We start from the raw sequence: 24975 nt of genomic DNA, 5'->3' as shown, positions 1-24975 counted from the left end.
ATTATGAAAATCTTTAATTTTACAACTATTCAATTTTTGAGTTATACTTATGCACGAACTTATATCATTTGGATTGTTGTGTTTTACATCATTTTTTACACTGATAAACCCTTTAGGAACAATGCCCGTATATATGACCATGACGGCTTCATTAGATGAAAGGGCCAGAGCCAAAACAGCTCGAAAAGCTTCTATTGTGGCATTTGCAACTATTATTTTATTTGCATTTTCAGGGGAATTGTTATTTCATTTTTTTGGTATTTCAGTGAATAGCTTCCGAGTAGTGGGGGGAATTATCTTTTTTTTGATGGGAATGGATATGCTACAAGCCCGATTAGCTAAAACCAAGATTAGTGATTCGGAAGTTAAAAGTTATGTAAATGATATTTCGATTACACCACTAGCTATACCTATGATATGTGGACCAGGAGCTATAACCAATGCCATTGTACTCATGGAAAAGGCTATAAGTATTGAGCAAAAAGTAGTTCTGATATCTGCTATATTTATAGTTATGTTATTGACTTATATAATTTTGTATAGTTCATCCAAAATTATTAAGATATTGGGAGAAACAGGTAACAATGTAATGATGAGGCTTATGGGACTTATCGTAATGGTCATTGCTGTTGAATTCTTTTTCAGTGGACTTAAACCAATTATACAAGATATTATAAAGTAAAAGTATATGGAAGAAGCTATCAAAGTTTACAACGAGAAAGCAGAGGAGGGATTAAATGAAGAAAATATTTCTCAAACTTCTGAAACAAAAGAAACACAACCTGAAATTTCTCAGGAAAGTGCCCCTGTTGTAATAGAAGCAGAGGTATTGAAACAACCTGTCATTATAGACTTGTTTGAAGAAGCTATTGAAAAGAATGAAAACTATCAATCTGGTTTTTGGAATGGTTACTTTGGACTTTCTAAAGGAAACTATGAAAGTTATTTGATTGAAAAATCTAGATTCAATGCTTTGGTGGATGATTTAACACACTATCAAGAAGAAATCCAAGAGGTGGAATATAAAATAACTGAAAATAGAAAGCATTATAATGCACTCTTTACAGAACTGACCAACATTCATCATACACTTGATAACCAAATTAATTTAAAACAACGTAGAGATGCAGACCTTCAGGAAACTAATAATCAAATAGAATCATCTAAAAAAGAAATAGCAAGCCTGAGAAATAATAATTCTTTTTTGGGAGGTATCTTATTTTTAATAGCAGCATTTGTATTTATTATAGGCGATTTGGTTATTTCACATGAAATTGTAGCATATGCTTTAAATATCAAGAATAATATAGAAGCATGGAGCTTTGCAGTAGGTTTGGCGATGGTTTCTGTACTTCTAAAACCTGCTTACGATAGACTAATTGAATATCCCTATACACAAGACAATACACTGAAATCGAAACGTATTTACTTGGTATTTAAAATATTGGTAGTAGTGTTCACAATTGTTACACTTTGTATTTTAGGATATTTCCGTTATGAAGCTTATCGAACAGACCAACTCAAATCAAATATCAATAATAATATTGTTTCTCTGCAAGAAGAAGAAAATATTCAAACACTAAAAATGGTAGAAGCTCTTACCAAAAAATCGGAAGATTTGAGCCAAAGCCTTGTCAATAGTAGTTCAGGTATGCTTGCTTTTGTACTTTCAGGTGTTATGTTTGCGGTGGCGGGTGCAATTTGCTTGGGCATAGCTTTTCCTATTTTGGTAGCATACATTCGTATTTGGTTTCAGATACCGATGAAACTCAAAAAAATGCACAAAATTCGTCAAAAGCAATTAGATATTATTGAAATTATTGAAAAAGAAGTTAGTTTGCAAATGGCTGTAGAAGAAGCCCAAAAGAATAAATTAGATAGTCTTGGCGACTATGATATTTTTTTAGAGAGAAAAGATGCTTTACAAAAATCTATCTTAAATTGTAAAAAACAATTGCATAAAATAGATGTAGAAGTGAAAATTTATGAGGTTTCTATGGGACATGAGAAAGGTAAGCTTGCTCTTGAAAAAGAAGAAATCAAAAAAATAGAAGAAATAAAAGCATTAGAGGAAGCCCAAGCCCTTGCTGAAAAAGAACGAATAGCCAAAGAAGAAGAAAAAGCTTTTGAACAAGAGAAAAAAGTAAAAAAAGTATTAAGAAAAGAAAAACAAACAGAATCTAATGAAAATAATGGAGCATTTGTAGAAAATGAAGTTCTTGACAATACTTCAATAACAGAAGAATCTGAAAACCTAGAAAATACAAGTACAGAAGAAAATGAAATAGTAGAAAACTCAGAAGAGTCTTCTGTTTCAAAAACAAGTACCATCAGTAGTAAAGTAAAAAATAAAATCAAGAAAAAATAGTGCTTAAACATCCTAAAATATCCATGTTACAAAGAATTTTATATTTGTTTGTTTTGATAGCATTTGTAGGATGCCAAGGAGGAGAAGATAAAAAATCGGCAGTGACTACAAAACCTCAGTCTAATACATATTCTCTCATATTCTTAGACAAAACCGTGAGTGTAAGTCCAAAAGATACTTTCACAAGACAAAAGTACGAAAAAGCTCTTGAACAAATCATCAACGAAAATATTCGTCGGAAAGATGATAAAATAGAAGTGTATTTTATCCACGAAAACACCTCACAGGCGAAAGTATTTGCACAAACTTGTAAATCTGAAATGAAAGATACTACAAGCTTGAATCCCACTGACATCAAGGCTATCAAAAATGCGTATCAAATCTCTTTGAAAAAAGAACGTAACAAGATGTTTAACAAGTGTTTGGAGGCTCTTTTAGACCAAAATACAACAGATACACGCAAATACACCGATATTTGGGCTGCTTTGCATATTATAGATAAGAAAAATGGCAAAAAGAAAGAGAATACAGTGTTTAAAACGTATTTATTTAGTGATATGGTCGAAAGTATGGCAGGTTCTGATAGAAGGGATTTCCACACCCGACCGCCATTTAGCAATGCAGAAGCAGAACAATGGGCAGAAGCTGATGCAAAAAAATTCATAGGGCTTGAACTAGAAGAAGTAGAAATGTTTTATCTGCTCCCATTTTCGCCCTTAAGTGCCACTAACGAAAACAACCCCAAAGTGTTATTGTATTGGAACAGACTTCTAGGAAAATTGGGTGTAGAAGAATTAAAAGAATTAGGAAATGATTAGTGATAAAGAAGCATTAAAACTGGGAAAATTTTTGAGCCTTGTTCTCAGACATCAACCTGAAATAATAGGTATTAAATTAGATGAGAATGGCTGGGCTGATGTAGATCAACTCATTGCGGGCTGTAATAAAAAGGGGAATAGGATTGATTTTGAGAAGCTCAAATACATTGTAGAAAACAACAATAAAAAACGATATGCTTTTAATGAAGATTGTACAAAAATCAGAGCAAGTCAAGGGCATTCCATCGAAGTAGAATTGGGTTATACTGCTCAAGAGCCACCCGAAATGTTGTATCATGGTACTGCTGAGCAACATATAGAGTCTATTTTTAAAACAGGTCTTGAAAAACGTCAAAGACAGCATGTACACCTTAGTGCTGATACTCAAACAGCCACCAAAGTTGGGCAAAGGCATGGAAAATTGGTGATTTTAGAAGTAAAAGCTCTACAAATGCATCAAGATGGTTTTGAATTTTTTATTTCTGATAATGGCGTTTGGCTGACAGACCATGTTCCTACCAAATATTTTCAAATAGTTGAAAAATAATGGGTTTACATATGATAATGAAATTTTTATAAAAGAAATAAAAGCTTAGAACTCAAAATCCTGTGTAGCAAATTGAATTTCTTCTCTCATATAAATACACCCATGACAAGTATTGATAGTTCCTTTTTTTGATTTGATAAGTTTAATAAGTGAAAGTTGTTTAGGTGTCGGCTGATAACCTTGTTGTTTTAATTTATAGAAACCAGCCACTGCATATACTTGTATTTCGGGAATGGGTGAAGCCAACCACTGTTCCAATTCTTCAGTATTTTTTAATTCAATAAGTTTGCTCTGTTTGATTCCATATTCGGTTTTAGTACCCGCATAACCACAAGAATAGCCATAAACAATATTTGTTTTAAAAAAATCATTAATGGTAACTTTACGATTATAGGTAAGTAAATAAGCCTTCTCAAATGTTTGTATAGTTGCTTTATTTGAAAATATCTCTTCTATTTTGATATTTTTAGGTTTTTGATGATTTTCGATTTTAAAATAAATAATCTTATCATCTTTTACCAACATATAAATTTTATATGGATAAACTTTTGATATTCTTTCTATTTCAGTGGGTACAGATTCTTTAAAAAAGACTATAATTTCATAATATGATGAAATTATCTGTCTGTTTATTTCTTGGCTATACTGAGCATTGGGATTTTTTGCACAAAAATTAATCAAATAAGTATCTAGTTTTGTAAAACTCTTATTTGCAAGTATACCTTTGACTTTGTCAATATTTTGTCCAAATGCAGAAAATTGGGCAATAAGTAAGAAAAATGATAATGTACAGGTTAGAGTTTTCATAAAACTTTAAAAGTTTTAGAAATTTAAAGTATTTTCATAAAAATAACAATTATCAAAATAATAGAAAATAGAATTTCATGATGATGAATGGAAAATTAAACCTCTAATCTACCCAATACACGAGCAAGTTCTAAATAATCATCAGAACGAATAAAATTTAGATAGTTTGAAACAATTTCCTTTTCTAAATTATTCCTAATTGTATAGAAATAATCTTCAAGCAATTGCAATATTTGTGTTTCTAACGGACTTCTAATAGGTACTATCCAACCATCATAATAAATAGCTCCTGAAAGCATTTGAGGATTTTTAGAAAGTGTCCAATTATAATGTTGAAAAAATATATTAAAATCTTTATTCGTGTCTAAATTAGTACAACAGACCCCCATACTACCACCATCCATATAGGAGCCTGTATTTTTAACAATGATATTTGAAGGTAGTAGTATTTTACCTTCCTGATAAATCTTTAATATTTCTTTTTCAATATCTTGTAAATCAGATAATTCATATAGTACTAAAAAAATATCGAAAATTTGTAATTCATTGCCTAATTGGAGTAAATACTCTAAGCGTCCCTTCAGCCCACGATGAGGTAATAATAAGCCAATAAGAATTTCTTTATGTTCCAAAAAATAGGGAATAAATTCTTGAGGAGTGATTTTTCTTAAAAATACTTCTGTTAATTTTTGCTGTAATGGCATCAAACCATAGCTTTCTAATTCTTCTTTAGAAAAATCAGGAAACACAGTGTTTTTAGGAAGAATAAAAGCCATTGTTACCCCTCAAAAAACTGTAAAAGAGTATTCCAAAGAGTTTTTTTTTCTTCAACTTGGGTTTCAATCATTTCTAAGGGTTTAGATATGACGAAAGAAATATTTTTTTGTTCAAAAATCTGATATACAGGATTTTGAAGGCTTAATTGTTTGGCAATTTTTTCACTAAATACAATCACTTTTTTGAGATTAGTATCTGAAAAATTCCAATCCATATTTTTTTCTGCTACAATTTCAGTTTTGGGTATATCGCTAAGAGTGGGATATTTAGCCACAAGAGCCTGCATGAGTTTATCCAAAACCCTTTCGCCTTGTTTATTCTTAAAGTCCTTGTCTGTGGTATTTTCAAAAATAAAAAGAAGTTCTGTCTGAGTGTTTATAGTGTCAGAAAGGAGACTTTTACCTTCCTGAATCAAAAAAACAGGGGTATCTAAAAATAAAGCAATTTCTTGTAAGGTTTCCAAAATGCATCAGGGTTTGTAACAAAAATACACTTTTAAGATGAAATTCTATCAAAAAAATCTTTTTAAATTTTTTATTGCTCAAAAATATTACGGAGTAAGTAAATATCTTTACTGATGTAATTAAAACGACAATAATTATGAATAAAATCAATGTGCATTCGAGTATGTTAGCCACAGTTGGTTACGACTCTCAGGATAGGTATTTAGAAGTAGAATTTGTGAAAGGAGGAACTTATGCCTATTACAACGTCCCTGAAAATGTGTTTCAGAATTTACTGAAAGCCAAATCGTTGGGGCAGTTTATGTGGGCAAATATTATAGACCATTACGCTTACAAAAAAATCGAAAAGAAAAAAAAATCCACTAAGAAATAAGATGTATTCAAAGCGTTCTGGTAAATATCAGAACGCTTTTATTTGTGTGGTGTATGTTTCTTATATTATCTTTGAGAAATTGTTTATACCGATGTATCAACCCAAAATATCAGTCATTACTGTTACTTATAATGCAGAGTCTTATTTAGAAAAAACATTTGAAAGTGTTTTTGCTCAAACATATCCTCATATCGAATATGTGGTGATAGATGGAAAATCGAAGGATAAAACATTAGAAATTATCAAAAAATACGAATCTAAAATACATTTTTGGCTTTCTGAGCCAGATAAAGGACTTTATGATGCCATGAATAAGGCCATTAGCCATGCAACAGGCGAATACATTATATTTATGAATGCAGGCGATACTTTTTATGAACACACAACCCTTGAAAAAGTGTTTCAAAAGCCAGAAAATGCAGATATTTATTATGGTGAAGCCATGATTTTAGAAGCTGAAACCCTTAAACCTTTAGGGCTTAGAAGTGAAATAACACCTCAAAAAACACCTAAAAATCTAACATGGAAATCTTTAAGCTTAGGAATGGTGGTTTGTCATCAGGCTTTTATTGCTAAAAAAAGTATTGTGCCTTTCTACGATTTACAATATAAATACTCAGCGGATGTAAATTGGGTGATAGAATGCCTGAAAAATGCCCAAAAAATTATCAATACTGAAATTGTAATTGCTAATTTTTCTTTGGGTGGACTTACTACTCAAAAACGAAAAACTTCGTTGTGGGAGCGTTATGAGGTGCTTAAAAAACATTATGGCTTTGTTTCGAATTTATTCAATCATTTTCTGATATTTTTAAGAGGTATTTTTTTTATCTTGAAACAAAGAAAAAAATATTGGGACTAAAATTTTCAACTATAAATTTTTATTAAAATGAGAACACTGTATTTCGTATTAGGCTTATCTATAAGCCTTGTAGCTTGTAAAGAAGCTGAAAAAAAAGAAGATACACCCAAAAAAGACTCTGTGGCTACAACTACTGAGAAAGAAACTCCTAAAGAAGAAGAAAAGAAAACAGAAACACCCAAAGAAGAAAAAAAAGGCACTCAATCTGCTAAAATGCAGTTTGTCGATTTTTCCTTTGGAGATGCAGAACATAATTATTTCAAAGATGAAAAGGGTAAAGAATTTGAATTTGGTAGAAATGAAGATAAGTCTATTAATTTTTTTGTAGAGCTTCCTAAAAATGAAATTACATCAGAAAATCAGGGATTTGGAGCCAATAAAAAGCTTTTAAACAAATGGTTTATGATTGAATACACAACCAAAAGAATGCCTCTGTATCAAGATGGTCCAGATGGAGATGTGATGGTAATTACCAAAGCAACTCCCTCAGATAAATAACTCAAAGCCCCAATTCTTATGGGGCTTTTTGATTAAACTCATCCTCATCTTCAAAACTATCTTGTCCTTGAATGTAATTTACTAAAGCTTCCACGTCACTTTTGGTAAAATCAGAAAAATTTCCACAAATTATATCATATTTTTTATTCTGATAAATAAAAGTATTACCAATAAGAGTTTTTTGTGATGTTAAAAATTTAAATACCCATTCACTTGTTTTATTCCTCATGGCTTTTGTAAGTGGAGGACCAGTCATATATGAACCATTTAATTTGTGACACATTGCACAATTTTGTTCAAACAGCGTTTTTGCACCTCCTCTTATGCTAAAGGTGAATTTTTTCAAGGATAAAGGTGGGTTTTTTAATGTATCAATGTTCTTAAAAATAATACTTTTATACATCTTGAGAATCATCTCTGTTTGCTTAGACTCTGTCCAGATTGTAAATTTTGTATTCTCTTTTATTTTAGCAATATGCATAGAAATAAGTCCTTTGCCTGCTGTATCAGGGATTGTAATAGAAGCTAGAAGCCCATTTACAGTATCCTTAGCATGCCGATAGTAATTATCTTCTCTCCCAACAAAATCAACACTATACATGCCATAATCAAACCAAATGGTATTTTTATTATCACTTAAACTTCCAAAATAACTATCAAAACTTTTTTGAGGGATAATCTTCCAGCCTTGAGGGGCTTTGATTTTAAATGCACCAAAATTTAAGGTATGCCATTCGGGTTCTTTATTTTTGCATGATAAAAAAATCAATACAAACCATAATAAAAATAATTTATTCATAAACTTTTATTTTAAAACATTCTTCCATAAATCTGTTTCAGCATATTCCTTGATGGTGTTATTTCGGATAATGAGAAATTTCTTCATGTAATTTGTTAAAAAAAGCCATTCTGCAAGCCTTCCCAATATACCCAAAGGGGCTTGAAACTCAAAAATATCTTTCATAAGTGTTTTACCATTTTTTTCTTCAAAAAAGTGGTCGTGTTTGAAATACTTAAACGCTCCTTTTACCTGCTCATCTCTGAAATAAAAAGGTTTCTCATACTTAGAAATGATACTTGTAAGTTTTTGGCGTACAAATAGGTGAGTAGCCTCCCATGTAACAAATTCATCTAATTCAATCAGTCCTGAAGTTTTGCCTGCGATAGCTTTTTCGTTGGTTTTGGAGGTGGAAATCTGGTGCAAATCAATACTTCTTGAAAGGTCAAAGCATATTTCAATAGGGGCATTAACGTGTGTTTCTAAATGAATAGTAGGCATAAAGACATAGATATTTTAATCAAAAAAAGCCTTTAAAAGCATAAAATTTGCATAAAAATAATGTAAATTGCAAGCCCAAAATTTATATATTATGAGAGATTATGGCAAAGGAAAAAGAAAAAATACAGAAAACAGTCAATATTCGCAATAAACAAGCATCTTTTGAATATCATTTTTTAGAAACGTATGTAGCAGGCTTAATGCTGACAGGTACAGAAATAAAGTCTATCAGACAAAGTAAAGTACAATTACAAAATGCATATTGTTATATAGAAGATAGTGAGGTTTGGATTATACAAATGCATATTTCACCATACGGAGAGGGTACATATTATAACCATGAGCCTTTACGTAAAAGAAAATTATTGCTTAAAAAGAAGGAAATCAGAAAATTAGAAAAAGGTTTAGAAGATAAAGGGCTTACGATTATACCTGTAAGGCTTTTTATCAATGACAGAGGTTTTGCTAAAATGGAAATAGCTCTGGCGAAAGGTAAAAAACTCTATGATAAACGTGAAGACCTCAAAGCCAAAGACGCTAAAAAAGAGCTGGAAAAGACTAAATTTTAGAAAACTATGAAAATAGCAGTCATTGGTGGTGGGGCAGGAGGTTTTTTTTCAGCAATTAATATTCGTACTCATCATCCTCAAGCTCAAGTTTTTTTGTTTGAAAAAACAACTAAACTACTTTCAAAAGTGGCAGTTTCAGGTGGAGGCAGATGTAATGTGACCCATGACTGCCACAAACCCTCAGAATTGGCAAAATTTTATCCTAGAGGCTCAAAATTTTTAAAGTCATTGTTCCATGAGTTTAGTCCCACACAAATGTGTACATGGCTTGAGGAAAGAGGTGTTCGCCTTAAAGTAGAAGGAGATGGGAGAATATTTCCTGTTACAGATTCTTCTCAAACTATTATAGATTGTTTTTTAAAAGAAGCTCATAAAAACAAAGTTCAAATACAAATACAAACAGAAATAATATCTATCATACCACAAGAAAAAGGTTTTTTATTAGAGTTTAAGAATAATCCTAAAAAAATACATTTTGATAAGGTGATTGTGGCTGTTGGGGGGCAAACAAAAGTAGAGAATTTCAATTTTTTAAGTAAACTAGAATTATTGGTTGAGCCACCAGTTCCTTCTCTATTTACATTTAATATGCCTAAGAACCCCATTACAGAACTTATGGGGGTAAGCACAAAAGCATCTGTACGCATCAAAGATACAAAACTACAAGAGAAAGGGGCATTGCTCATTACACATTGGGGAATGAGTGGGCCTGTAATTTTAAGGCTTTCAGCTTGGGGAGCAAGGATACTTGCTGAAAAAAAATACCAGTTTGAAGCAGAAATAGCATGGATTGATAGTAAAGAAGATGCTTTGAGAGAACAAATCATGACTCTAAAAAATCAGAGAGGAGCAAGTTTAATTGCCAATACCAATTTTACAGAACTGCCTAAACGATTGTGGAATTTTTTACTAGCTAAAGCAGGCATTCAGGAAAATCAGAAATGGGCAGATGTAAAAAAGCAAGAAATTAATGCTTTGGTAAATGTTTTATTGTATGATAACTATGTTATAAATGGAAAAACGACTTTCAAAGAAGAGTTTGTTACTTGTGGAGGTATAAACCTTTTAGAGATGAATGCCCAAACCATGTCAAGCAAACGTTACCCTGATTTGTATTTTACTGGTGAAGTGCTTGATATAGACGGAATTACAGGAGGCTTCAATTTTCAATCAGCTTGGACAACAGCTTGGATAGCCTCACAATTGGGATGATAAAATAATTCAATGCCTACATTACTAAATAAAAAGACTCATAATTTTTATGAGTCTTTTTATTTAAAGAAAACTTCTACAAACTCCAATACTCCATGTTTTGTATTTTATTCCTGAAAATGCCTTTTACATCTACAAAAAGAGCTTTTTCTTTTGCTAAAGTGCTAAAAGCCATATCTGACAGTTGTAAATATTCTTTATGATTGACGGCTAAAACAATAGCATCATAAGTCCCTTGTGGGTTTTTAGCCAGAGAAAGCCCATATTCTTCTTCAAACTCAAGAGCATCTGCATGAGGGTCAATGGCATCTACTTGTAAACTGAATGATTGCAATTCTCTTATCACATCAGCTACTTTTGAGTTTCTAATGTCACTCACATTTTCCTTGAAAGTCACACCCATCACAAGTACACGAGTTTCGGAGGGGCTTTTACCCTGTTTAATAATTTTCTGAACAGTTTTCTTTGCAATATAAGCCCCCATGCTATCATTGATGGCTCTACCACTCAATATCACAGCAGGATTGTAGCCTAATTCTTTGGCTTTGTAAGTAAGATAATAAGGATCAACACCAATACAATGCCCACCTACAAGCCCTGGTACAAATTTCAAAAAATTCCATTTTGTTCCTGCAGCCTCCAAAACTTCATAGGTATTGATATTCATTTTATCAAAAATAAGAGAAAGTTCGTTCATCAGGGCAATGTTTAAATCCCTTTGCGTATTTTCAATGATTTTAGCAGCTTCAGCAACTTTGATAGAAGAGGCTTTGTGTACACCTGCTTTCACCACTAATTCATACATTTTGGCAATATTTTCTAAACTTTCTGCATCCGAACCCGAAACTACTTTGGTAATACTTGCCAAAGTGTGTTCTTTATCCCCAGGGTTGATGCGTTCAGGAGAATAACCTACTTTAAAATCCACACCAAATTTTAAACCTGACTCTTTTTCAAGAATAGGAATACAGTCTTCTTCAGTACAACCAGGATACACTGTGGACTCAAAAACCACATAATCACCTTTTTTCAAGGCTTTACCAACTGTTGTAGAGGCAGAAAGCAAAGGATGTAAATTGGGTTGGGTATGTTCATCAATAGGCGTAGGAACTGCTACAATAAAAAAAGTAGCTTTTTGTAAATCGGAGAGTTGATTTGTAAAAGTAATATCACAACCTTCAAATTCTGAAGAATCTAGTTCGTTACTGGGATCTTGGTTATTTTGCATCATTTTTACACGAGCCTCATTGATGTCAAAACCAATCACTTTTATTTTTCTGGCAAAAGCCAAAGCAATGGGTAAACCTACATAACCTAAACCAATTACTGCAACACTGGTATTTTTTTCAATGATATTTTGATAAATAGACATAAAAAGAATTATAAATTATGAAGTAATGAGTTATAAATAGTTTAGGCATTCAATGTTTAGTGACTACAAATCTAAAAAAAAATAAACAGTAGTAAAATTATACACTTTTTACTTGATCTATAAGGTCTTGAATTTGCCAAGCATCTTCGAGCTTAAATTCTCCAATGCGTGTTCTACACAAAGCTTTTAAATAAGCCCCAGCCCCCAAAGCTACACCTATATCACGAGCAAGACTACGAATATAAGTACCTTTTGAACAAACTACTCTAAAGTCTACTTCAGGAAAACGAGAAATATCAGTAAATTCAAGTTCTGAAATGAGAATTTTTCTTGATTTAATTTCAGTATCTTGTCCTTTACGTGCCAATTCATAAAGGCGTTTACCATCTTGCTTGATGGCTGAAAAAATAGGAGGTGTTTGGTCTATTTCGCCTACAAACTGAGGAATAATTGATGAAATATTTTCAGCATGGAGATGTGTGATGTCATATTCAGCATCAAAATCTGTTTCTAAATCTATGGAGGGGGTAGTTTTACCCAACACAAATGTTCCAGTGTATTCTTTTTCTTGAGCTTGATAAGAATCTATTTCTTTGGTTTTTTTGCCTGTGCAAAGTATCAGTAAACCAGTTGCAAGGGGGTCTAATGTGCCTGCATGTCCTATTTTTTTGATTTTTAGCTGATAACGTAATTTTTTGAGAGCCTGAAAAGATGTCCAGCCCAAAGGTTTATCTATTAACAATACTTCTCCTTTTTCAAAATCCATGATGTAATTCTATATTTCTTTAAAAAGTACAAAATTTAAGTTTATAAAATGCAAAAAAAGCATTTTTTTTAGTAAAAAAGTAAATTTTTTCGACAAAAAAATAACAATATACTCAGCATGCATATTATCTTTGTAGCAAGAAAAACACAACAATCTCCAAATCCCTACAAATATGCAAGATTTATTTAAAAAATTCATTTACACTGGTATCGGTTTTATCTCTATCACTGCTGAAACTTTAAAAAGCACAGTAGAGAAATTAGTAGAAGAAAGTAAACTTTCTGGTGATGAAGGAAAGAAACTTTTAGATGAATTTACAAAAAATACAGAATCTAAAAAGAAAGAATTTGAAGACCAATTGAGCAAATTGGTAGAAAAAGTAACTTCTCGTTTTAAGTTTGTAACAGAAAACGAATTGCAGGAAGTGTTGAAAAGAGTAGAAGCTTTAGAAGGTAAGGATAATGCCGATAAAGTAGCCACTAAGAAAACTGTGAAAGCATAATTAAAGAGCCAGAAGAAATTCTGGCTTTTATTTTTTAGATGCAACTTACTATAAAAAGTTGCATCTTTTTTGTAGTATAGTATTTTGAAATCCAAACAAAAAACGCTTATGCTGCATTTTCTCTTCTTTTTTGAATTATTGCTCAGAATCAACGAACCTCAAAGCCTTATCCCTTACAATAAAAACGGTAAATGGGGGTTTTCGGATGTTTCCAAAAAAATTATTATTCCAACCTTATATGATGAGGTAGAACATTTTATATCAGATTCAAATCTTGTCACAAAAAAAACAATCACGTTTGCCAATGTGAAATTTCAAGGTAAATGGGGGTTGATTGACCTACAAAATAAATGGCTCATTCCAGCAAAATATAAAGAACCTATGATTTGGGATAGAGAACATGGACGGTTTTATATTCAGGAAGGGAATTATGAAATAGGTAAAGGTTCTTTTATTATGCTCAATCAAGAGGGAAAAGAACTTCTTAAACTGAACGGTTTGTTCAATTGGCGAGGTTTCGATAAAAATGGAATAGCTTATGCGTCTATCAATGAAAAAACAGGTTTTATTAATAGAGATGGAAAAATACTGATTCCATTCCAATATGATATTTGGTCGCCTGTTACAGAATATTGTTATAGTGAAGGACTTTTTGGAATAGGTAAAAACGGAAAATTTGGATTTGTAAATGATAAAAACCAAGTGGTCATTCCTTTTATATTTGAACATAACCCAGGAGGTATGGGCTGTTTTGAAAATGGAAAAGCTATTGTGATAAAAAATGGACAAAGAGTTCTCATTAACAAAAAAGGACAAGTTCTTCAAAAAATGCCTTATGTTGAAGAAAACAGTAATTTTATAGAAGGTTATACTTTAAAAATGGAAAGTGCATCCAATCATGAACTCTTATATACACTCATTGATAACAAAACCCAAAAACAAGCCTTGCCAGAGAAGTTTAATAGTATTACTCCAGAAGTGAATCAACTGATTGTTTATAAAAATGAAAAATATGGTTTAATCAACCTTAAAACCTTAAAATATACTCACCCGCTTACCTTAACAGAAAAGCCAGTTTTTCTTGCTATGAATGGTAATGCTGGTTTTTGGCAAATTACCATCAATGGCTTATCTGGAATGATAGATTATGATGGAAAAATAGTAATTCCTATTGTATACAAAACCATTTACACCCAGACATTAGATAATCAAAAGGTTATCGTGAACAAAAATGATAAACTTTTGGTCATTGATATGCAAAATAATGTATTAAAAAAACTTGATTATAAAGAAGTTAAAGAGAATTATGGTTCAAAACCCATGACTTTTTCTGTTACAAATACCCAAGACTTGCAAGGGGTTATCAATGCAAAAGGAGAAGAAATAATCCCTTGCCAATACAAACGTATATCAAACTTTCATCAAATATATTTTGGTCTACAAGAAAATAAAAAACAGGTTCTTTTTGATAGTTTGGGCAAAAGAATCCACAAGGAAGAATTTGATGATTATGAATATGTAGGCTTTGGCACATTAGGAGAAAATTTTGTAAGAGTTTCTTTGAATAATAAGATTGGGGTTTTAGATAAAAAAGGAAAATTCATTATTCCTTGTCAATATGATAATATCAAAATGGATTTTTACACAGAAATATTTATTATTCAGGAAAAAGATTTATTTGGCTTAAGAAATGCTGAAAAGCAACTCATAACACCCAAATACACAGAATTTATAATAGATAATGCGAACAGATATCCTATTCAAGTAGGTAATAAACCATATTATTTAGTCAAAAAAGGAGATAAAATGGGCTTTGTTAGTTTAGATGGCACAGAGTATTTTGAGTAATTAGGGTAAAATTTCCCAATCACTCCCTTTTTTTATAAAAAAATTGCCCATAGTTGTTTGAGGATTAGGCGTAGATATAGACTCTTCTAATCGTTTTTGATAAATTCTTTGATTATCCTGAAACCAGCTATCTTCCAATTCCTTACCACTCAAACTTTCATCAGACTGGCTTGCAAGCCAGTTCTCAAAGGCTGTTTGTGATGGAAAAGTTTGTTCAATATAGAAATCATAACCATCCTGAACAAAACCATATACAAACTGCTCACGATAGTAGGCTAATGCCATACCACAATAATCTCTGTGTGTGTGGGCAATCTGATTACCTTGTAGTAAATAAGTTGCTACTTTCTTCGCTAAATCCATTCCAAATAAAATATTATTATGGTCTGTTTTGTGCCAATTATATTTTTTTCTACTCATGCTGTAATTTTAGAAAAAATGTTAAAGAATAGTAATAAAAACTAACTTAAAATCTGATTCTTAATCTTCTGACCTACAATTTGTCCGTCTAAGAGATGAATAATACCATGAGCATAATCGGCATCCTGAGAGGAGTGTGTTACAATGACAATTGTTACACCTTCTTGGTTAAGTTGCCATAAAATTTGCATAACCTCTTCTCGATTTCTTGAATCGAGATTGCCTGTAGGCTCATCTGCAAGTAATAAAGAGGGTTGAGCGACCAAAGCTCTACAAATAGCAACACGTTGTTGCTGTCCACCTGAAAGTTGTCTTGGAAAGTAAGTAGCTCTATGGCTGATTTTGAGTTTAGCCATGACATTATAAACAAGCTCCTTTCTTTCTTTGGCAGAGAGTTTGAGATAAATTAGAGGAAGTTCAATGTTTTCAAAAACAGTTAAATCATCTATCAAATTAAAATTCTGAAATACAAAACCAATATTTCTTTTCCTAAGCTCCGCTCTTTTTTTTTCGTTATAATTTAAAATTTTCTGACCTAAAAATAAAATATCCCCTTTGGTTGGGATATCAAGTAATCCCATCATATTGAGTAAAGTAGATTTTCCACAACCCGAAGGTCCCATAACAGCTAAAAAATCGCCTTTTCGAATCTCTAAATTAATACCATTGAGAGCATTGTTAGATATTTGTTCTGTGGAATATGTTTTGATCACATCACTTAATTGTAAAATTGTTTCCATATATATTGAAAAAGTTATATATTTGTAACCATATTTAGGTCAATATGCAAATAAAAATCAAAGTAATCATACTTTTTATACTCTTAGGAGCTACTACTTGTAAAAATGTTTCTTATACACTTTCAGGTTCTACGGCTTCTGGTACAATACAAGTAGTAAATTTCAATAATATAGCAGGAAATGGTCCTCCTAACTTATCTCAGAAATTAACGGAAGATTTAAAATCTTATTATCTACAAAACTCAAGATTACGAATTACAAATTCAGAAGCTGATTATATTGTGGAAGGAGATGTAGTAGGCTATCAAGTCACACCATTAGCTCCAACAGCCCAAGATCAAGCAGCCCAAACACGCATTACTATTACTGTAAAAGTTAGGTTTACAGATAATAAAGAAATTAGTAATAATTTTGAACAAAGTTTCTCCAATTATGCAGATTTTCCGCAAACAACCAGTTTAGCTGCTGCTGAAACCCAAAAAGTACAAGAGATTTTTGATAAAATAATTTTTGATATTTTTCAAAAAACAGTTGCAAATTGGTAGATTAAAAAAAATATTATAGATTAGCGTTTATGTTTTAATTTAAAATTGAATCAAGTAAAATGGATAAACAAGTGCTAGCAGGTCTTTTAGAAAATCCAAATAATCTGACAGAAGACCATTTAGAAGAATTGGAGGAAATAGTCCAAAAATATCCATATTTTCATTTGCCTCATGTATTGGTTGCACGACTTTTACAAGAAAAAAATAGTAGCTTGGCTCTTCAGAAAATTCGAAAAGCCTCTTTGTATGTTTATAATAGGTCTCTTTTGAAGAAATTTATTTTAAATGGGGCGTCCACACAACCTGTGAATGTTATGGAAGAACAGAACAATCAGGAACAAGAGCCTGTCCATAAGAAACTCTTTGAAAATATTCAACAAGAAATAGATGCTTTCGATAAAAAAATAGAAAATGCTTCTATTGAAGAATTAGACAAGGAGCTTGCAAACATCACAGAATCCTATTTGCCAAAAGATTATACTACAGAAGAAGCGAATAAAATTGTAGATGAAACACCTGTAGATAAAACAGAAGTTCAGAAAGAACAAGGTCTTTTGATTGATGAGTTTTTAAAATCAGACCTCTTCAAAAAAGAGAAAAAATTAACAGACGAAGCTCCACAGGACGAAGAATTACCAGATAATATAGAGGATATAAAAGAGGAAGTTCAAGAATCTGTTACTGAAATTGTAGAAAAGCAAGAAACTGTTAGTGAAATCCAAAATTCTTCTATGATTCAAGAATTACCAGATAACATAGAAGGTGTAAAAGAGGAAGTTCAAGAACCTGTTACTGAAATTGTAGAAAAGCAAGAAACTGTTAGTGAAATCCAAAATTTTTCTATTAATCAAGAAGTTACAGAAGAAGAAGCTATCAGGCTGTTTAATGATGGTAATACCAAAGAAGCTGTAGAAGTATATGAGAAACTCAAAGAAATATCTCCAGATAAAGCAGGCTATTATCAAAGCCAAATAGATATTTTTAAAATGGATTTTTCTGCTATCGAATTAAAAGATGAAGATACATTGCAGGATTTCTTAGAAACGCCTATCATCAAAGAAGAAGTACAAGACACAAAAATAGAAAGTGTAGAAATAAAAGAAGAAGTGGTTGAAAAACAGGAAGCTTTAGAAAAAATATTAAATTATAATGAGGAAAAAGAAGAAGAAAAAACGCCTGAACCATTTGAAAAAAATACAGAAGAAAAACTGTTTGAAGAAGTAAAACCTGAAAATGAAGTAACTGAACAACAAGCTCTTACATATTTTAATGAAGGAAAAATACCAGAGGCTGTTGAAATTTATAAACAATTGATGTTGCAAAATCCAGATAAAAAAGCGTACTTTGCATCTCAAATCGAAATTTTAGAAAGTTAAACCTAATCAATAAAAAAATATGTTAGTTGCTGTTATTGGATTGATGATGCTTGTGGCTGTATTACTCATCATTGTTATTTTACCTCAAAGCTCTAGTAAAGGTGGTGGACTTACGGGTTCTATGGCAAGTGGAGCAAATCAGCTTATTGGTGTGAAAAAAACCACAGACCTTTTAGAAAAAATTACTTGGGGTTTGATGATAGGGATTTTTGTGTTATCATTACTTACACATATTCTTTAATACCTAAAAATCTTTAAATATAAATGCCATCACTTCAAAGTGGTGGCATTTGTTGTATTAATACCATCTAACCATCATGTACAAAATATTTATACGCCCATTTTTATTTTCGATGAATGCCGAAAAGGCTCATTATTTTACCTTTTCGTGGCTTAAAACCATTCTTAAACTTCCATTTGCTAAAAGTATAGCCAAAGCCTTGTTCAATTATAAAAATGCCAAATTAGAACGTAAACTGATGGGACTTACATTCCCCAATCCTGTGGGGCTTGCAGCAGGCTTCGATAAAAATGCCATAGCCATAGACGAAATGGCTACTTTAGGCTTTGGGTTTGTAGAAATTGGTACGCTTACACCTAAACCTCAAGCAGGAAATCCACAGCCTCGTTTGTTCAGATTGCTTTCTGATGAGGCAATTATTAATAGAATGGGATTTAATAATGATGGTGTGCAGGAAGCTATCAAACACCTCAAAACAAGAAAAAGCTCTATTATTGTGGGTGGAAATATTGGTAAAAATAAAGATACCCCTAACGAACAAGCCTTAGATGATTACTTGTATGGTTTTGAGCACTTATTTGAGTATGTAGACTATTTTGTAGTGAATGTAAGTTCGCCCAATACGCCCAATCTGCGAGCATTACAAGAAAAAGAACCTCTCAAAAATATTTTGCATACACTCCAACAAAAAAATAACGAAAAGAAGAAGCCAAAGCCTATTCTACTGAAAATTGCCCCTGATTTGAATGAAAGTCAGTTAGATGACATAGTTGAAATTGTGTTAGAAACTAAAATTGCAGGTGTAATAGCTACTAACACCACATTGAGTAGAGAAAATCTAAAAAGTCCTGAGAATCAGACAAAAGAAACAGGTGGTTTAAGTGGAAAGCCTTTAGCCAAACGTTCAACAGAGGTGATAGCTTATTTAGCTCAACGTTCTCAAAAAAAGTTTGTTATTGTTGGTGTAGGAGGGATTCATAGTCCACAAGATGCATTAGATAAAATAAAAGCAGGAGCAGACCTTATACAACTCTATACAGGTTTTGTGTATGAAGGACCAAGCCTAATTAAACAAATTAATCAAGCAATTGCTAAAAATGTATAGAAATTAAATCTGGAGGGGTTGTAACCCACTGATATACATTTTTATACGTCCTAAAAATATTATAGGCAAGAATCAAAAAAGCTATTGAAAAGCCACTTATACGCCAATATAAGTGGCTTTTTTTATGAAAAAGTAAAGAAATCTGTTTCCAAAATAAAAAAATAATCAATGGGATAATAGGAGCTATGTAACGTTCACTTTCGCCCTCTACATTCATTCTTAGAAAAAGCATGATGGATAAATAACCTATTATCAAGCTTGAAAGCAGTTTTGAAATAGAGGTGTTATCTGACCATAAAATATATATCAGTACAAATAAAAATATTCCTAAAAGTATGATTTTAAATATATTGGGGAGAAAATGAGAAGGTAAGAAAATATTTAAAATAGCTTCTGAATAACCAATAAGGCTACTTTCAAAAGAAACCATAAAGATGTTTTCTATGAAATCGGGTTTATTCTGGATGAAAAAGTTTCTTGTAAACCAAACTATTAAACTCAAAGAAGCAAGAAATCCATACAGAAAAGCCTTTTTCCAAGTATGTTGTTTCCAAATCCAAATATAAAAAATAGCTATAAAAAATACTCCTGCCATGCGTTGCATGCATAAAAAATTGCTTAAGATAATCAGAATAGCCCAATCTTGAGTTTTATGCAATTTTTGTATAGATAAAATACAAGCAATCAGTAAAGCCATAAAACCTGCCTCAGACCATACAAAAAAATGAATGAGGATAAAAGTAATTCCTAAAAGTGTATGGCTATAAGCCAAAGAACTACTCCAAGTATTGAGCTGTGAATCAAAAACACTTTTATTGAGCTTAAAAAGAAGTATCAGATTGGTAATGAGTGTTATAAAAAGTGTTATTCTTATTCCTAAAACACTTAGAATTGCAGGAAATAAAGGTGTCCAGTTGGTATAATAACCATGTGGGGTTAAAAGTTCTCCTTTACTTTGGAGGCTTTGGGCTGCATACCAATACGCTTGAGCATCTACAGTACTTCCAAAGCCATTTTTGGAAACAAACCACCATAAAATGATGATTAAAAAAGCTAATGAACCGTAAAAAATACGAAAATCTTTCATTATTGATTTTTGCCTATGACAAGCCAACGAAAAGCCCATTCCCAACTGATTTGAGAATTAGTAATGTCAGCTTTTTGGAGAATATTCACCCATTCATTTTTAAGTAAAGACCTTCTCACAGAAAGAGGAGCATCATTTTTGACTAAATAAGATTTTGAAAAAAGCTGAGTTAAAAGTCCAATACTTTTACAAGCCAAAATATGCCTTTGTAAATCATTGATAATAAAGCCCATTTGTGCATTTTTCTTGCACCATTTCAAATAAAATACAAGTTGCTCATCTGATAAATGATGACAAAATAGAGCAGAGGTAATTAAATCTGATTCTATAGAAACATCTTGATAATCGGACTGAATAAATGATATTTCAGGGAAATCTTTGCTTTTTTCTTGAGCATAGGCAATACAATCATCTTTCAAATCAATACCTATCAGCTCTGCTTTGATGTGCTTTTTTCTACACCATTGAGCCATTTTTCTGAGCGTATCACCAGCTCCAGAGCCAATATCTACAATACGGACTGTTTTAGAAATATTTTTATGCAATAAAAACTTAGAAAGCCCTTTGAGAGTAATCTGATAACCACCCAAATAAGTATTAATCACTTCCAATTCGTATAGATTTCTGTACAAATCGGGGGTAGGAATATTGGGATTATCTAGTAGTTCTAATTGATAAGATCTCTGCAAGTTGATTTATTGTTTGAGGGTGTCTTTGGATACTTTTTTCTTGGGTGTTTCTGGTTTAGCGTTTGTACCACCAAATTCAGTCAAGAGTTTTTTTGTTCTTTGTAAATCAGGGATTGTATTTGCTGAAAACGAATAATGAAAAATAATCACATCTGTAATTTTATGGTCATTAATCATTTTTAGCAAATTTTTATTCCAATAGCGATAATCTACAACAAGCAGTTTTTCGAAATGAGAAGCCAAATAAGGTGAAAAAGCGTTTCCAAAAGAGTTTTTGATAATCATGGCTCTTCTGCCATTTTTTACATCTGTATCTACTTCTACCAAAGAAAAATCATCTCCAAAATAAACACTATACGCATTGGGTCCTTTGGCATATTCTACAAACAACAAAGCCCCACCCGAACGTTTATCAGGGTTTTTCTTTGCATGACTGAAAGCCGTATATTTCACTGAAGGCTTGTAATAAATCACAGAATCAATGTTTTCTTTGAGACGCTTGTCACGAGTTATCCAATACAAAGAGCCCAAAAAGCCATTGATTACTTTTTTCTCCATTTTCTCTAAAGGTACAGCATCAAAACCAGCTTTTTTACAGAATTCTTGGTAGGCATAATAAGCTCCAAGTCCTGTCCAATGGTGGTCAGTATTGAAGAAAATATATTCGTCTTTGTGTTTGTACAAAGAGCTTGTAACATCCACAGAAATGACTTTTTCGTTGAGTTGTGAATACAAATACTCAATATTTTTCTTTTCGGATGTATAACGATATTTGTGAGGTAAATAAAACTCTCCATGTGTAGGTACAACTACCGAATATACTTGAGCTTTATCTTTGAGGGTTTCTTGATAGAAATTTATTACGTCAGCACAATACTTTGCTGCTTGCTCATTACCTCCAAACATCTGAATAGCCATAGATTTGTAAATCATTACACCTTTTACAGGTGATTTATCTGCTTCACCTTCAATAATCTCATCTTCAGGACGTTTTTCTACTTCTTTGTTGGTGCTATCTGTTTTATCCATACCTCCATTGGTTACTACTTCTTGTTTGTAGAAACCTACTTCTTCATTCTTGAGACCTCTATTTTGGCTGATAACAAAATTGGTTTGTACAAAACCATCTCTAAATGGGAAATTATCAGCTACATACATATCGACATCCTTTAGGTATTTTCCACTCCAGAAATCTTTCCAATGGAATGTAGGCATTTGGGCTAATTTCCTTTTTTCATATTCAGAAATTTCTTTTTTGGGAAGAATGAAAAAAAGAACTCCAAATAAAGCCAAAGAAATAGCAAATGCGAAAGTACCAAAGCGTATGAGAAGTAATTTAGAATGCATGGAAGGGTATAATTTTTGTTTGCAAAGGTAATCAATTCAATAAAATCTTTGAAGTAAAGGCTTAGATTTATTTTAAACTTTTATCTCTTTCCATTTCCCACGTTTAAAATGATACCATGCTAAGATTGCAGCAAATGTTTCTGCCATTGGAATAGCCACATAAATGCCCACAAGCCCCCATTCCAAAGAAAGAAAATAAGCCAAAGGTATTTGAAAAAGCCAATAACTCACCAAATTGATAATAGTAGGAATTTTTGTATAACCAGCTCCATTCAGAGCTTGCATCATCACCATGCCAATTCCATAAAAAATATAACCAGAGCCAATGATTTGCAAGGCTTGAGCTCCATACTCAATAATAGGTTTTTCTTTGGAAAAAATACTCATGATGGGTACAGAAAAAAACAGAAACAACAACATCACAAATGCCATGAAAATGGCGTTGTATTTAGTAGTAAGTATCACACTTTGCTCTGCTCTCTTGAGTTCATTAGCACCTAAATTCTGCCCAACGAGTGTTGCAGCAGCATTGCTAAGCCCCCAAGCAGGTAAAATAAAGAAAATCACGTTTCTAATGGCAATCTGATAACCAGCCGAAGCAGGTGTACTGCCGATTTCAGCAACAAATTTGGTAAGAATAATCCAGCTACCACTGGCAATCATAAACTGCATGGTGGCAGGCAAAGCCACTTCTACCAGATTGGAAACAATGGTTTTGTTGAAAGTAAACTGTGGTATATGAAATTTTAAAAGCCCACTACCTTTAAACAAATGATAACATTGATACACAACACCCACACTTCGTCCTGTGGCTGTTGCCATGGCTGCTCCTTCCAAACCAAAAAAATGAATAAGAATTGGACAAAGAATGATATTTAAAATACTGGCTATCCAAAGGCTTTTCATGGCAATAGAAGCATCTCCAGCACCTCTAAATATTCCGTTAATCAAAAACAACAGCATAATAGAAATGCTACTACCCAATGAAATTCTTGTAAAATTAGCACCTTCTTTTACCACAGCATCTGTAGCTCCCATCATATCCAAAAGCTCAGGAGCATACGCAATTCCAAAAATACTCAAAACAATAGAAGCAATGACAGCAATAATTAGGGCTTGAGCTCCTGCATGAGCAGCGTCTTTATAATTTTTTTCGCCTACTCTTCGAGCTACTACTGCCGTAGCTGCTGTACTAAGCCCCATACCAATAGAGTAGATAATAGTAATAACTGCTTCTGTAAGTCCCACAGTAGCAATGGCATTTTCGCCAAGTTTACTCACAAAGAAAATATCCACCAAAGCAAAAACACTCTCCAAAGAGAGTTCTAAAATCATGGGTATGGCGAGTAGAAAAATAGCTTTTCGGATAGAACCTGTGGTATAATCTTGATGACCACCCCTGATAGCCTGTTTAAATGTTTCCCAAATAACAACTCCTTTGTTTGTAGAGTTTCCCATAGAAATAGTTGAAAAAATATAAAAAATAATAACAAATATCTTAGATACAACGCTGAAAACTACATAAATGTATAAAATTTCTAAGGAAAAAAATATTCAAATACTCTTGAACGTTATAAAAATAAACCTTTTGTATGAAAAAACTCTACATCCTTATTTTCTTATCAGTAGCATTTGGGCAAATCTATGCTCAGAAAAAGCAAACTAAAAAAACTATAAAAATCATTTTTGTAGGCAATAGTCTTACTTATTATCATAATATTCCTAAACTACTTGAAGAAATTGGAAAAATAGATAACCAGAAAATAAAAACTACCAGTTTTACAAATCCCGATTATTCTTTAGAAGACCATTGGAATGAAGGGAAAGTTCAAAATGCCCTTCAAAAAGAGCATTTCGATTTTATGGTAGCCCAACAAGGCTCTTCTGCCTTACCCGAATCGCAACAGATGCTTAAAAACTATACTCAAAAATATGCTAATGAGTGTAAAAAATATGGAACAGAATTAAATCTGTATATGGTTTGGGCTATGAAATCTCGTTTTTTCGATTTTGACAATGTGATATATTCTTATACAGAAGCTGCTAAATTTGTGAATGCCTCATTGAGTTCTGTAGGGCTTGCTTGGAAGAAAGTATGGGAAAAAATGCCTGATGTGGCGTTTTACGAAACAGACGGCTTACATCCAACCAAAAAAGCAAGCATTTTGGCTTCTATGGTAATTTATGCTAGACTTTTCAAGAAAAAAGACCTCAGTTTTTTAGAGTTATCCCAAACATCTTGGGCAAAAGATGTAAGCCTTGAAGAATTTGAATTGTTTAAAATGGTTGTTTTAGGGCTTGATTAGGTGTAAAAATAGTTTTCTTGTCTTTTTCCTGAAAAAATTCATAACTTGCGAGTTCAA

Annotated in this window: 26 protein-coding genes and 4 pseudogenes; 16 read left to right on the top strand and 14 right to left on the bottom strand. The window is 32.2% G+C overall.

Annotated elements, in window-relative coordinates:
- Nucleotides 1-49 precede the first annotated feature (49 nt).
- From AD998_13710 to AD998_13695, 4 genes and pseudogenes are all read left to right on the top strand, one after another.
- Nucleotides 50-682 (top strand): antibiotic resistance protein MarC, encoded by a 633-nt coding sequence (locus tag AD998_13710; GenBank protein KOY87056.1) that lies wholly within the window; start codon nucleotides 50-52, stop codon nucleotides 680-682.
- A gap of 186 nt (nucleotides 683-868) precedes the next feature.
- Nucleotides 869-1978: pseudogene (locus AD998_13705) on the top strand (hypothetical protein).
- 413 nt (nucleotides 1979-2391) lie between these two features.
- On the top strand, nucleotides 2392-3186 hold the full coding sequence (locus AD998_13700; GenBank protein ID KOY87055.1) for a hypothetical protein: 795 nt from the start codon (nucleotides 2392-2394) through the stop codon (nucleotides 3184-3186).
- A complete protein-coding gene (locus AD998_13695) occupies nucleotides 3182-3733 on the top strand; it encodes an RNA 2'-phosphotransferase (GenBank protein ID KOY88208.1) in 552 nt (183 codons plus the stop codon). The genes AD998_13700 and AD998_13695 overlap by 5 nt, the downstream gene beginning before the upstream one ends.
- A 45-nt stretch (nucleotides 3734-3778) precedes the next feature.
- Here AD998_13695 and AD998_13690 read toward each other — a convergent pair whose 3' ends face one another.
- The 3 genes from AD998_13690 to AD998_13680 all read right to left on the bottom strand — a co-directional run bounded on the left by AD998_13690 (nucleotide 3779) and on the right by AD998_13680 (nucleotide 5780).
- Nucleotides 3779-4540 carry a hypothetical protein gene (locus AD998_13690; protein KOY87054.1) on the bottom strand — a complete coding sequence of 254 codons (762 nt, stop codon included), beginning with the start codon at nucleotides 4538-4540 and terminating at the stop codon, nucleotides 3779-3781.
- Between the two features lie 95 nt (nucleotides 4541-4635).
- The gene (locus tag AD998_13685) at nucleotides 4636-5316 is read right to left on the bottom strand and encodes a hypothetical protein (protein ID KOY87053.1); all 681 of its coding nucleotides are present in this window, start codon (nucleotides 5314-5316) and stop codon (nucleotides 4636-4638) included.
- Between the two features lie 2 nt (nucleotides 5317-5318).
- Complete coding sequence (locus AD998_13680) at nucleotides 5319-5780, bottom strand: hypothetical protein (GenBank protein ID KOY87052.1); 462 nt, start codon at nucleotides 5778-5780, stop codon at nucleotides 5319-5321.
- Nucleotides 5781-5917: 137 nt separating this feature from the next.
- On the opposite strand from AD998_13680, the gene AD998_13675 reads away from it, so the two are divergent.
- The 3 genes from AD998_13675 (at nucleotide 5918) to AD998_13665 (ending at nucleotide 7514) form a co-directional block, all read left to right on the top strand.
- On the top strand, nucleotides 5918-6154 hold the full coding sequence (locus AD998_13675) for a hypothetical protein (protein ID KOY87051.1): 237 nt from the start codon (nucleotides 5918-5920) through the stop codon (nucleotides 6152-6154).
- A 91-nt stretch (nucleotides 6155-6245) separates the two neighbouring features.
- On the top strand, nucleotides 6246-7016 hold the full coding sequence (locus AD998_13670; GenBank protein ID KOY88207.1) for a glycosyl transferase family 2: 771 nt from the start codon (nucleotides 6246-6248) through the stop codon (nucleotides 7014-7016).
- A gap of 27 nt (nucleotides 7017-7043) precedes the next feature.
- Complete coding sequence (locus AD998_13665) at nucleotides 7044-7514, top strand: hypothetical protein (GenBank protein ID KOY87050.1); 471 nt, start codon at nucleotides 7044-7046, stop codon at nucleotides 7512-7514.
- A gap of 16 nt (nucleotides 7515-7530) precedes the next feature.
- Here AD998_13665 and AD998_13660 read toward each other — a convergent pair whose 3' ends face one another.
- Together AD998_13660 and AD998_13655 are read right to left on the bottom strand one after the other, a co-directional pair.
- Nucleotides 7531-8313 carry a hypothetical protein gene (locus tag AD998_13660; protein KOY87049.1) on the bottom strand — a complete coding sequence of 261 codons (783 nt, stop codon included), beginning with the start codon at nucleotides 8311-8313 and terminating at the stop codon, nucleotides 7531-7533.
- Between the two features lie 6 nt (nucleotides 8314-8319).
- Entirely contained in the window at nucleotides 8320-8793 is a 474-nt protein-coding gene (locus tag AD998_13655; protein ID KOY87048.1) for a cell division protein, read from the bottom strand.
- Between the two features lie 101 nt (nucleotides 8794-8894).
- Here AD998_13655 and AD998_13650 point away from each other — a divergent pair, with 101 nt between their 5' ends.
- Both AD998_13650 and AD998_13645 read left to right on the top strand, forming a co-directional pair.
- Nucleotides 8895-9362 carry an SsrA-binding protein gene (locus AD998_13650; protein ID KOY87047.1) on the top strand — a complete coding sequence of 156 codons (468 nt, stop codon included), beginning with the start codon at nucleotides 8895-8897 and terminating at the stop codon, nucleotides 9360-9362.
- Nucleotides 9363-9368: 6 nt separating this feature from the next.
- Nucleotides 9369-10574: a flavoprotein gene (locus AD998_13645; GenBank protein KOY87046.1), complete on the top strand. Its 1206-nt coding sequence runs from the start codon at nucleotides 9369-9371 to the stop codon at nucleotides 10572-10574.
- Nucleotides 10575-10650: 76 nt separating this feature from the next.
- On the opposite strand, the gene AD998_13640 is transcribed toward AD998_13645, so the two are convergent.
- The 3 genes from AD998_13640 to AD998_13630 form a co-directional block, all read right to left on the bottom strand.
- On the bottom strand, nucleotides 10651-11940 hold the full coding sequence (locus AD998_13640; GenBank protein ID KOY88206.1) for a UDP-N-acetyl-D-galactosamine dehydrogenase: 1290 nt from the start codon (nucleotides 11938-11940) through the stop codon (nucleotides 10651-10653).
- Nucleotides 11941-12043: 103 nt separating this feature from the next.
- Nucleotides 12044-12712: a pseudouridine synthase gene (locus AD998_13635; protein ID KOY87045.1), complete on the bottom strand. Its 669-nt coding sequence runs from the start codon at nucleotides 12710-12712 to the stop codon at nucleotides 12044-12046.
- 9 nt (nucleotides 12713-12721) lie between these two features.
- A complete protein-coding gene (locus tag AD998_13630; GenBank protein ID KOY87044.1) occupies nucleotides 12722-12910 on the bottom strand; it encodes a hypothetical protein in 189 nt (62 codons plus the stop codon).
- Here AD998_13630 and AD998_13625 point away from each other — a divergent pair.
- Both AD998_13625 and AD998_13620 read left to right on the top strand, forming a co-directional pair.
- Nucleotides 12885-13214, top strand: a complete 330-nt coding sequence (locus AD998_13625) for a hypothetical protein (protein ID KOY87043.1) — start codon at nucleotides 12885-12887, stop codon at nucleotides 13212-13214. The two genes, AD998_13630 and AD998_13625, sit on opposite strands and share 26 nt — an antisense overlap.
- 108 nt (nucleotides 13215-13322) lie before the next feature.
- Entirely contained in the window at nucleotides 13323-15062 is a 1740-nt protein-coding gene (locus AD998_13620) for a hypothetical protein (GenBank protein KOY87042.1), read from the top strand.
- Here AD998_13620 and AD998_13615 read toward each other — a convergent pair whose 3' ends face one another.
- Complete coding sequence (locus AD998_13615; GenBank protein KOY87041.1) at nucleotides 15063-15482, bottom strand: hypothetical protein; 420 nt, start codon at nucleotides 15480-15482, stop codon at nucleotides 15063-15065.
- A 41-nt stretch (nucleotides 15483-15523) separates the two neighbouring features.
- Nucleotides 15524-16222, bottom strand: coding sequence for a phosphonate ABC transporter ATP-binding protein (locus AD998_13610; GenBank protein ID KOY87040.1), 699 nt, complete (start codon nucleotides 16220-16222; stop codon nucleotides 15524-15526).
- Between the two features lie 44 nt (nucleotides 16223-16266).
- On the opposite strand from AD998_13610, the gene AD998_13605 reads away from it, so the two are divergent.
- From AD998_13605 to AD998_13590, 4 genes and pseudogenes are all read left to right on the top strand, one after another.
- Nucleotides 16267-16767, top strand: coding sequence for a hypothetical protein (locus AD998_13605; protein KOY87039.1), 501 nt, complete (start codon nucleotides 16267-16269; stop codon nucleotides 16765-16767).
- 59 nt (nucleotides 16768-16826) lie between these two features.
- A complete protein-coding gene (locus tag AD998_13600) occupies nucleotides 16827-18143 on the top strand; it encodes a hypothetical protein (protein ID KOY87038.1) in 1317 nt (438 codons plus the stop codon).
- Between the two features lie 19 nt (nucleotides 18144-18162).
- Nucleotides 18163-18381, top strand: a pseudogene (locus AD998_13595) (preprotein translocase subunit SecG).
- A 79-nt stretch (nucleotides 18382-18460) separates the two neighbouring features.
- The gene (locus AD998_13590; GenBank protein KOY87037.1) at nucleotides 18461-19489 is read left to right on the top strand and encodes a dihydroorotate dehydrogenase (quinone); all 1029 of its coding nucleotides are present in this window, start codon (nucleotides 18461-18463) and stop codon (nucleotides 19487-19489) included.
- Here AD998_13590 and AD998_13585 read toward each other — a convergent pair.
- The 4 genes and pseudogenes from AD998_13585 to AD998_13570 all read right to left on the bottom strand — a co-directional run bounded on the left by AD998_13585 (nucleotide 19476) and on the right by AD998_13570 (nucleotide 24070).
- Nucleotides 19476-20576: a hypothetical protein gene (locus AD998_13585; GenBank protein ID KOY87036.1), complete on the bottom strand. Its 1101-nt coding sequence runs from the start codon at nucleotides 20574-20576 to the stop codon at nucleotides 19476-19478. The genes AD998_13590 and AD998_13585 overlap by 14 nt on opposite strands.
- On the bottom strand, nucleotides 20576-21271 hold the full coding sequence (locus AD998_13580) for a hypothetical protein (GenBank protein ID KOY87035.1): 696 nt from the start codon (nucleotides 21269-21271) through the stop codon (nucleotides 20576-20578). Before AD998_13580 ends, AD998_13585 begins: the two co-directional genes overlap by 1 nt.
- A gap of 63 nt (nucleotides 21272-21334) precedes the next feature.
- Nucleotides 21335-22612 (bottom strand): annotated as a pseudogene (locus AD998_13575) (hypothetical protein).
- A 72-nt stretch (nucleotides 22613-22684) separates the two neighbouring features.
- On the bottom strand, nucleotides 22685-24070 hold the full coding sequence (locus tag AD998_13570) for an MATE family efflux transporter (GenBank protein ID KOY87034.1): 1386 nt from the start codon (nucleotides 24068-24070) through the stop codon (nucleotides 22685-22687).
- 134 nt (nucleotides 24071-24204) lie between these two features.
- Between AD998_13570 and AD998_13565 the strand changes: the two are divergent.
- A pseudogene (locus tag AD998_13565) lies at nucleotides 24205-24816 on the top strand (hypothetical protein).
- Nucleotides 24817-24975 lie beyond the last annotated feature (159 nt).

The organism is bacterium 336/3 (assembly GCA_001281695.1).
Taxonomy (GTDB): Bacteria; Bacteroidota; Bacteroidia; order Cytophagales; family Thermonemataceae; genus Raineya.
This window is presented reverse-complemented; position numbering and strand designations above follow the sequence as displayed.

What these genes read in the sequence shown, in the direction of transcription:
- AD998_13710 (KOY87056.1), top strand. Translation starts at nt 50, where the DNA reads ATGCACGAACTTATATCATTTGGATTGTTGTGTTTTACATCATTTTTT.
- AD998_13700 (KOY87055.1), top strand. Translation starts at nt 2,392, where the DNA reads ATGTTACAAAGAATTTTATATTTGTTTGTTTTGATAGCATTTGTAGGA.
- AD998_13690 (KOY87054.1), bottom strand. Translation starts at nt 4,540, where the DNA reads ATGAAAACTCTAACCTGTACATTATCATTTTTCTTACTTATTGCCCAA.
- AD998_13685 (KOY87053.1), bottom strand. Translation starts at nt 5,316, where the DNA reads ATGGCTTTTATTCTTCCTAAAAACACTGTGTTTCCTGATTTTTCTAAA.
- AD998_13675 (KOY87051.1), top strand. Translation starts at nt 5,918, where the DNA reads ATGAATAAAATCAATGTGCATTCGAGTATGTTAGCCACAGTTGGTTAC.
- AD998_13670 (KOY88207.1), top strand. Translation starts at nt 6,246, where the DNA reads ATGTATCAACCCAAAATATCAGTCATTACTGTTACTTATAATGCAGAG.
- AD998_13665 (KOY87050.1), top strand. Translation starts at nt 7,044, where the DNA reads ATGAGAACACTGTATTTCGTATTAGGCTTATCTATAAGCCTTGTAGCT.
- AD998_13660 (KOY87049.1), bottom strand. Translation starts at nt 8,313, where the DNA reads ATGAATAAATTATTTTTATTATGGTTTGTATTGATTTTTTTATCATGC.
- AD998_13655 (KOY87048.1), bottom strand. Translation starts at nt 8,793, where the DNA reads ATGCCTACTATTCATTTAGAAACACACGTTAATGCCCCTATTGAAATA.
- AD998_13650 (KOY87047.1), top strand. Translation starts at nt 8,895, where the DNA reads ATGGCAAAGGAAAAAGAAAAAATACAGAAAACAGTCAATATTCGCAAT.
- AD998_13645 (KOY87046.1), top strand. Translation starts at nt 9,369, where the DNA reads ATGAAAATAGCAGTCATTGGTGGTGGGGCAGGAGGTTTTTTTTCAGCA.
- AD998_13635 (KOY87045.1), bottom strand. Translation starts at nt 12,712, where the DNA reads ATGGATTTTGAAAAAGGAGAAGTATTGTTAATAGATAAACCTTTGGGC.
- AD998_13625 (KOY87043.1), top strand. Translation starts at nt 12,885, where the DNA reads ATGCAAGATTTATTTAAAAAATTCATTTACACTGGTATCGGTTTTATC.
- AD998_13630 (KOY87044.1), bottom strand. Translation starts at nt 12,910, where the DNA reads ATGAATTTTTTAAATAAATCTTGCATATTTGTAGGGATTTGGAGATTG.
- AD998_13620 (KOY87042.1), top strand. Translation starts at nt 13,323, where the DNA reads ATGCTGCATTTTCTCTTCTTTTTTGAATTATTGCTCAGAATCAACGAA.
- AD998_13615 (KOY87041.1), bottom strand. Translation starts at nt 15,482, where the DNA reads ATGAGTAGAAAAAAATATAATTGGCACAAAACAGACCATAATAATATT.
- AD998_13610 (KOY87040.1), bottom strand. Translation starts at nt 16,222, where the DNA reads ATGGAAACAATTTTACAATTAAGTGATGTGATCAAAACATATTCCACA.
- AD998_13605 (KOY87039.1), top strand. Translation starts at nt 16,267, where the DNA reads ATGCAAATAAAAATCAAAGTAATCATACTTTTTATACTCTTAGGAGCT.
- AD998_13600 (KOY87038.1), top strand. Translation starts at nt 16,827, where the DNA reads ATGGATAAACAAGTGCTAGCAGGTCTTTTAGAAAATCCAAATAATCTG.
- AD998_13590 (KOY87037.1), top strand. Translation starts at nt 18,461, where the DNA reads ATGTACAAAATATTTATACGCCCATTTTTATTTTCGATGAATGCCGAA.
- AD998_13585 (KOY87036.1), bottom strand. Translation starts at nt 20,576, where the DNA reads ATGAAAGATTTTCGTATTTTTTACGGTTCATTAGCTTTTTTAATCATC.
- AD998_13570 (KOY87034.1), bottom strand. Translation starts at nt 24,070, where the DNA reads ATGGGAAACTCTACAAACAAAGGAGTTGTTATTTGGGAAACATTTAAA.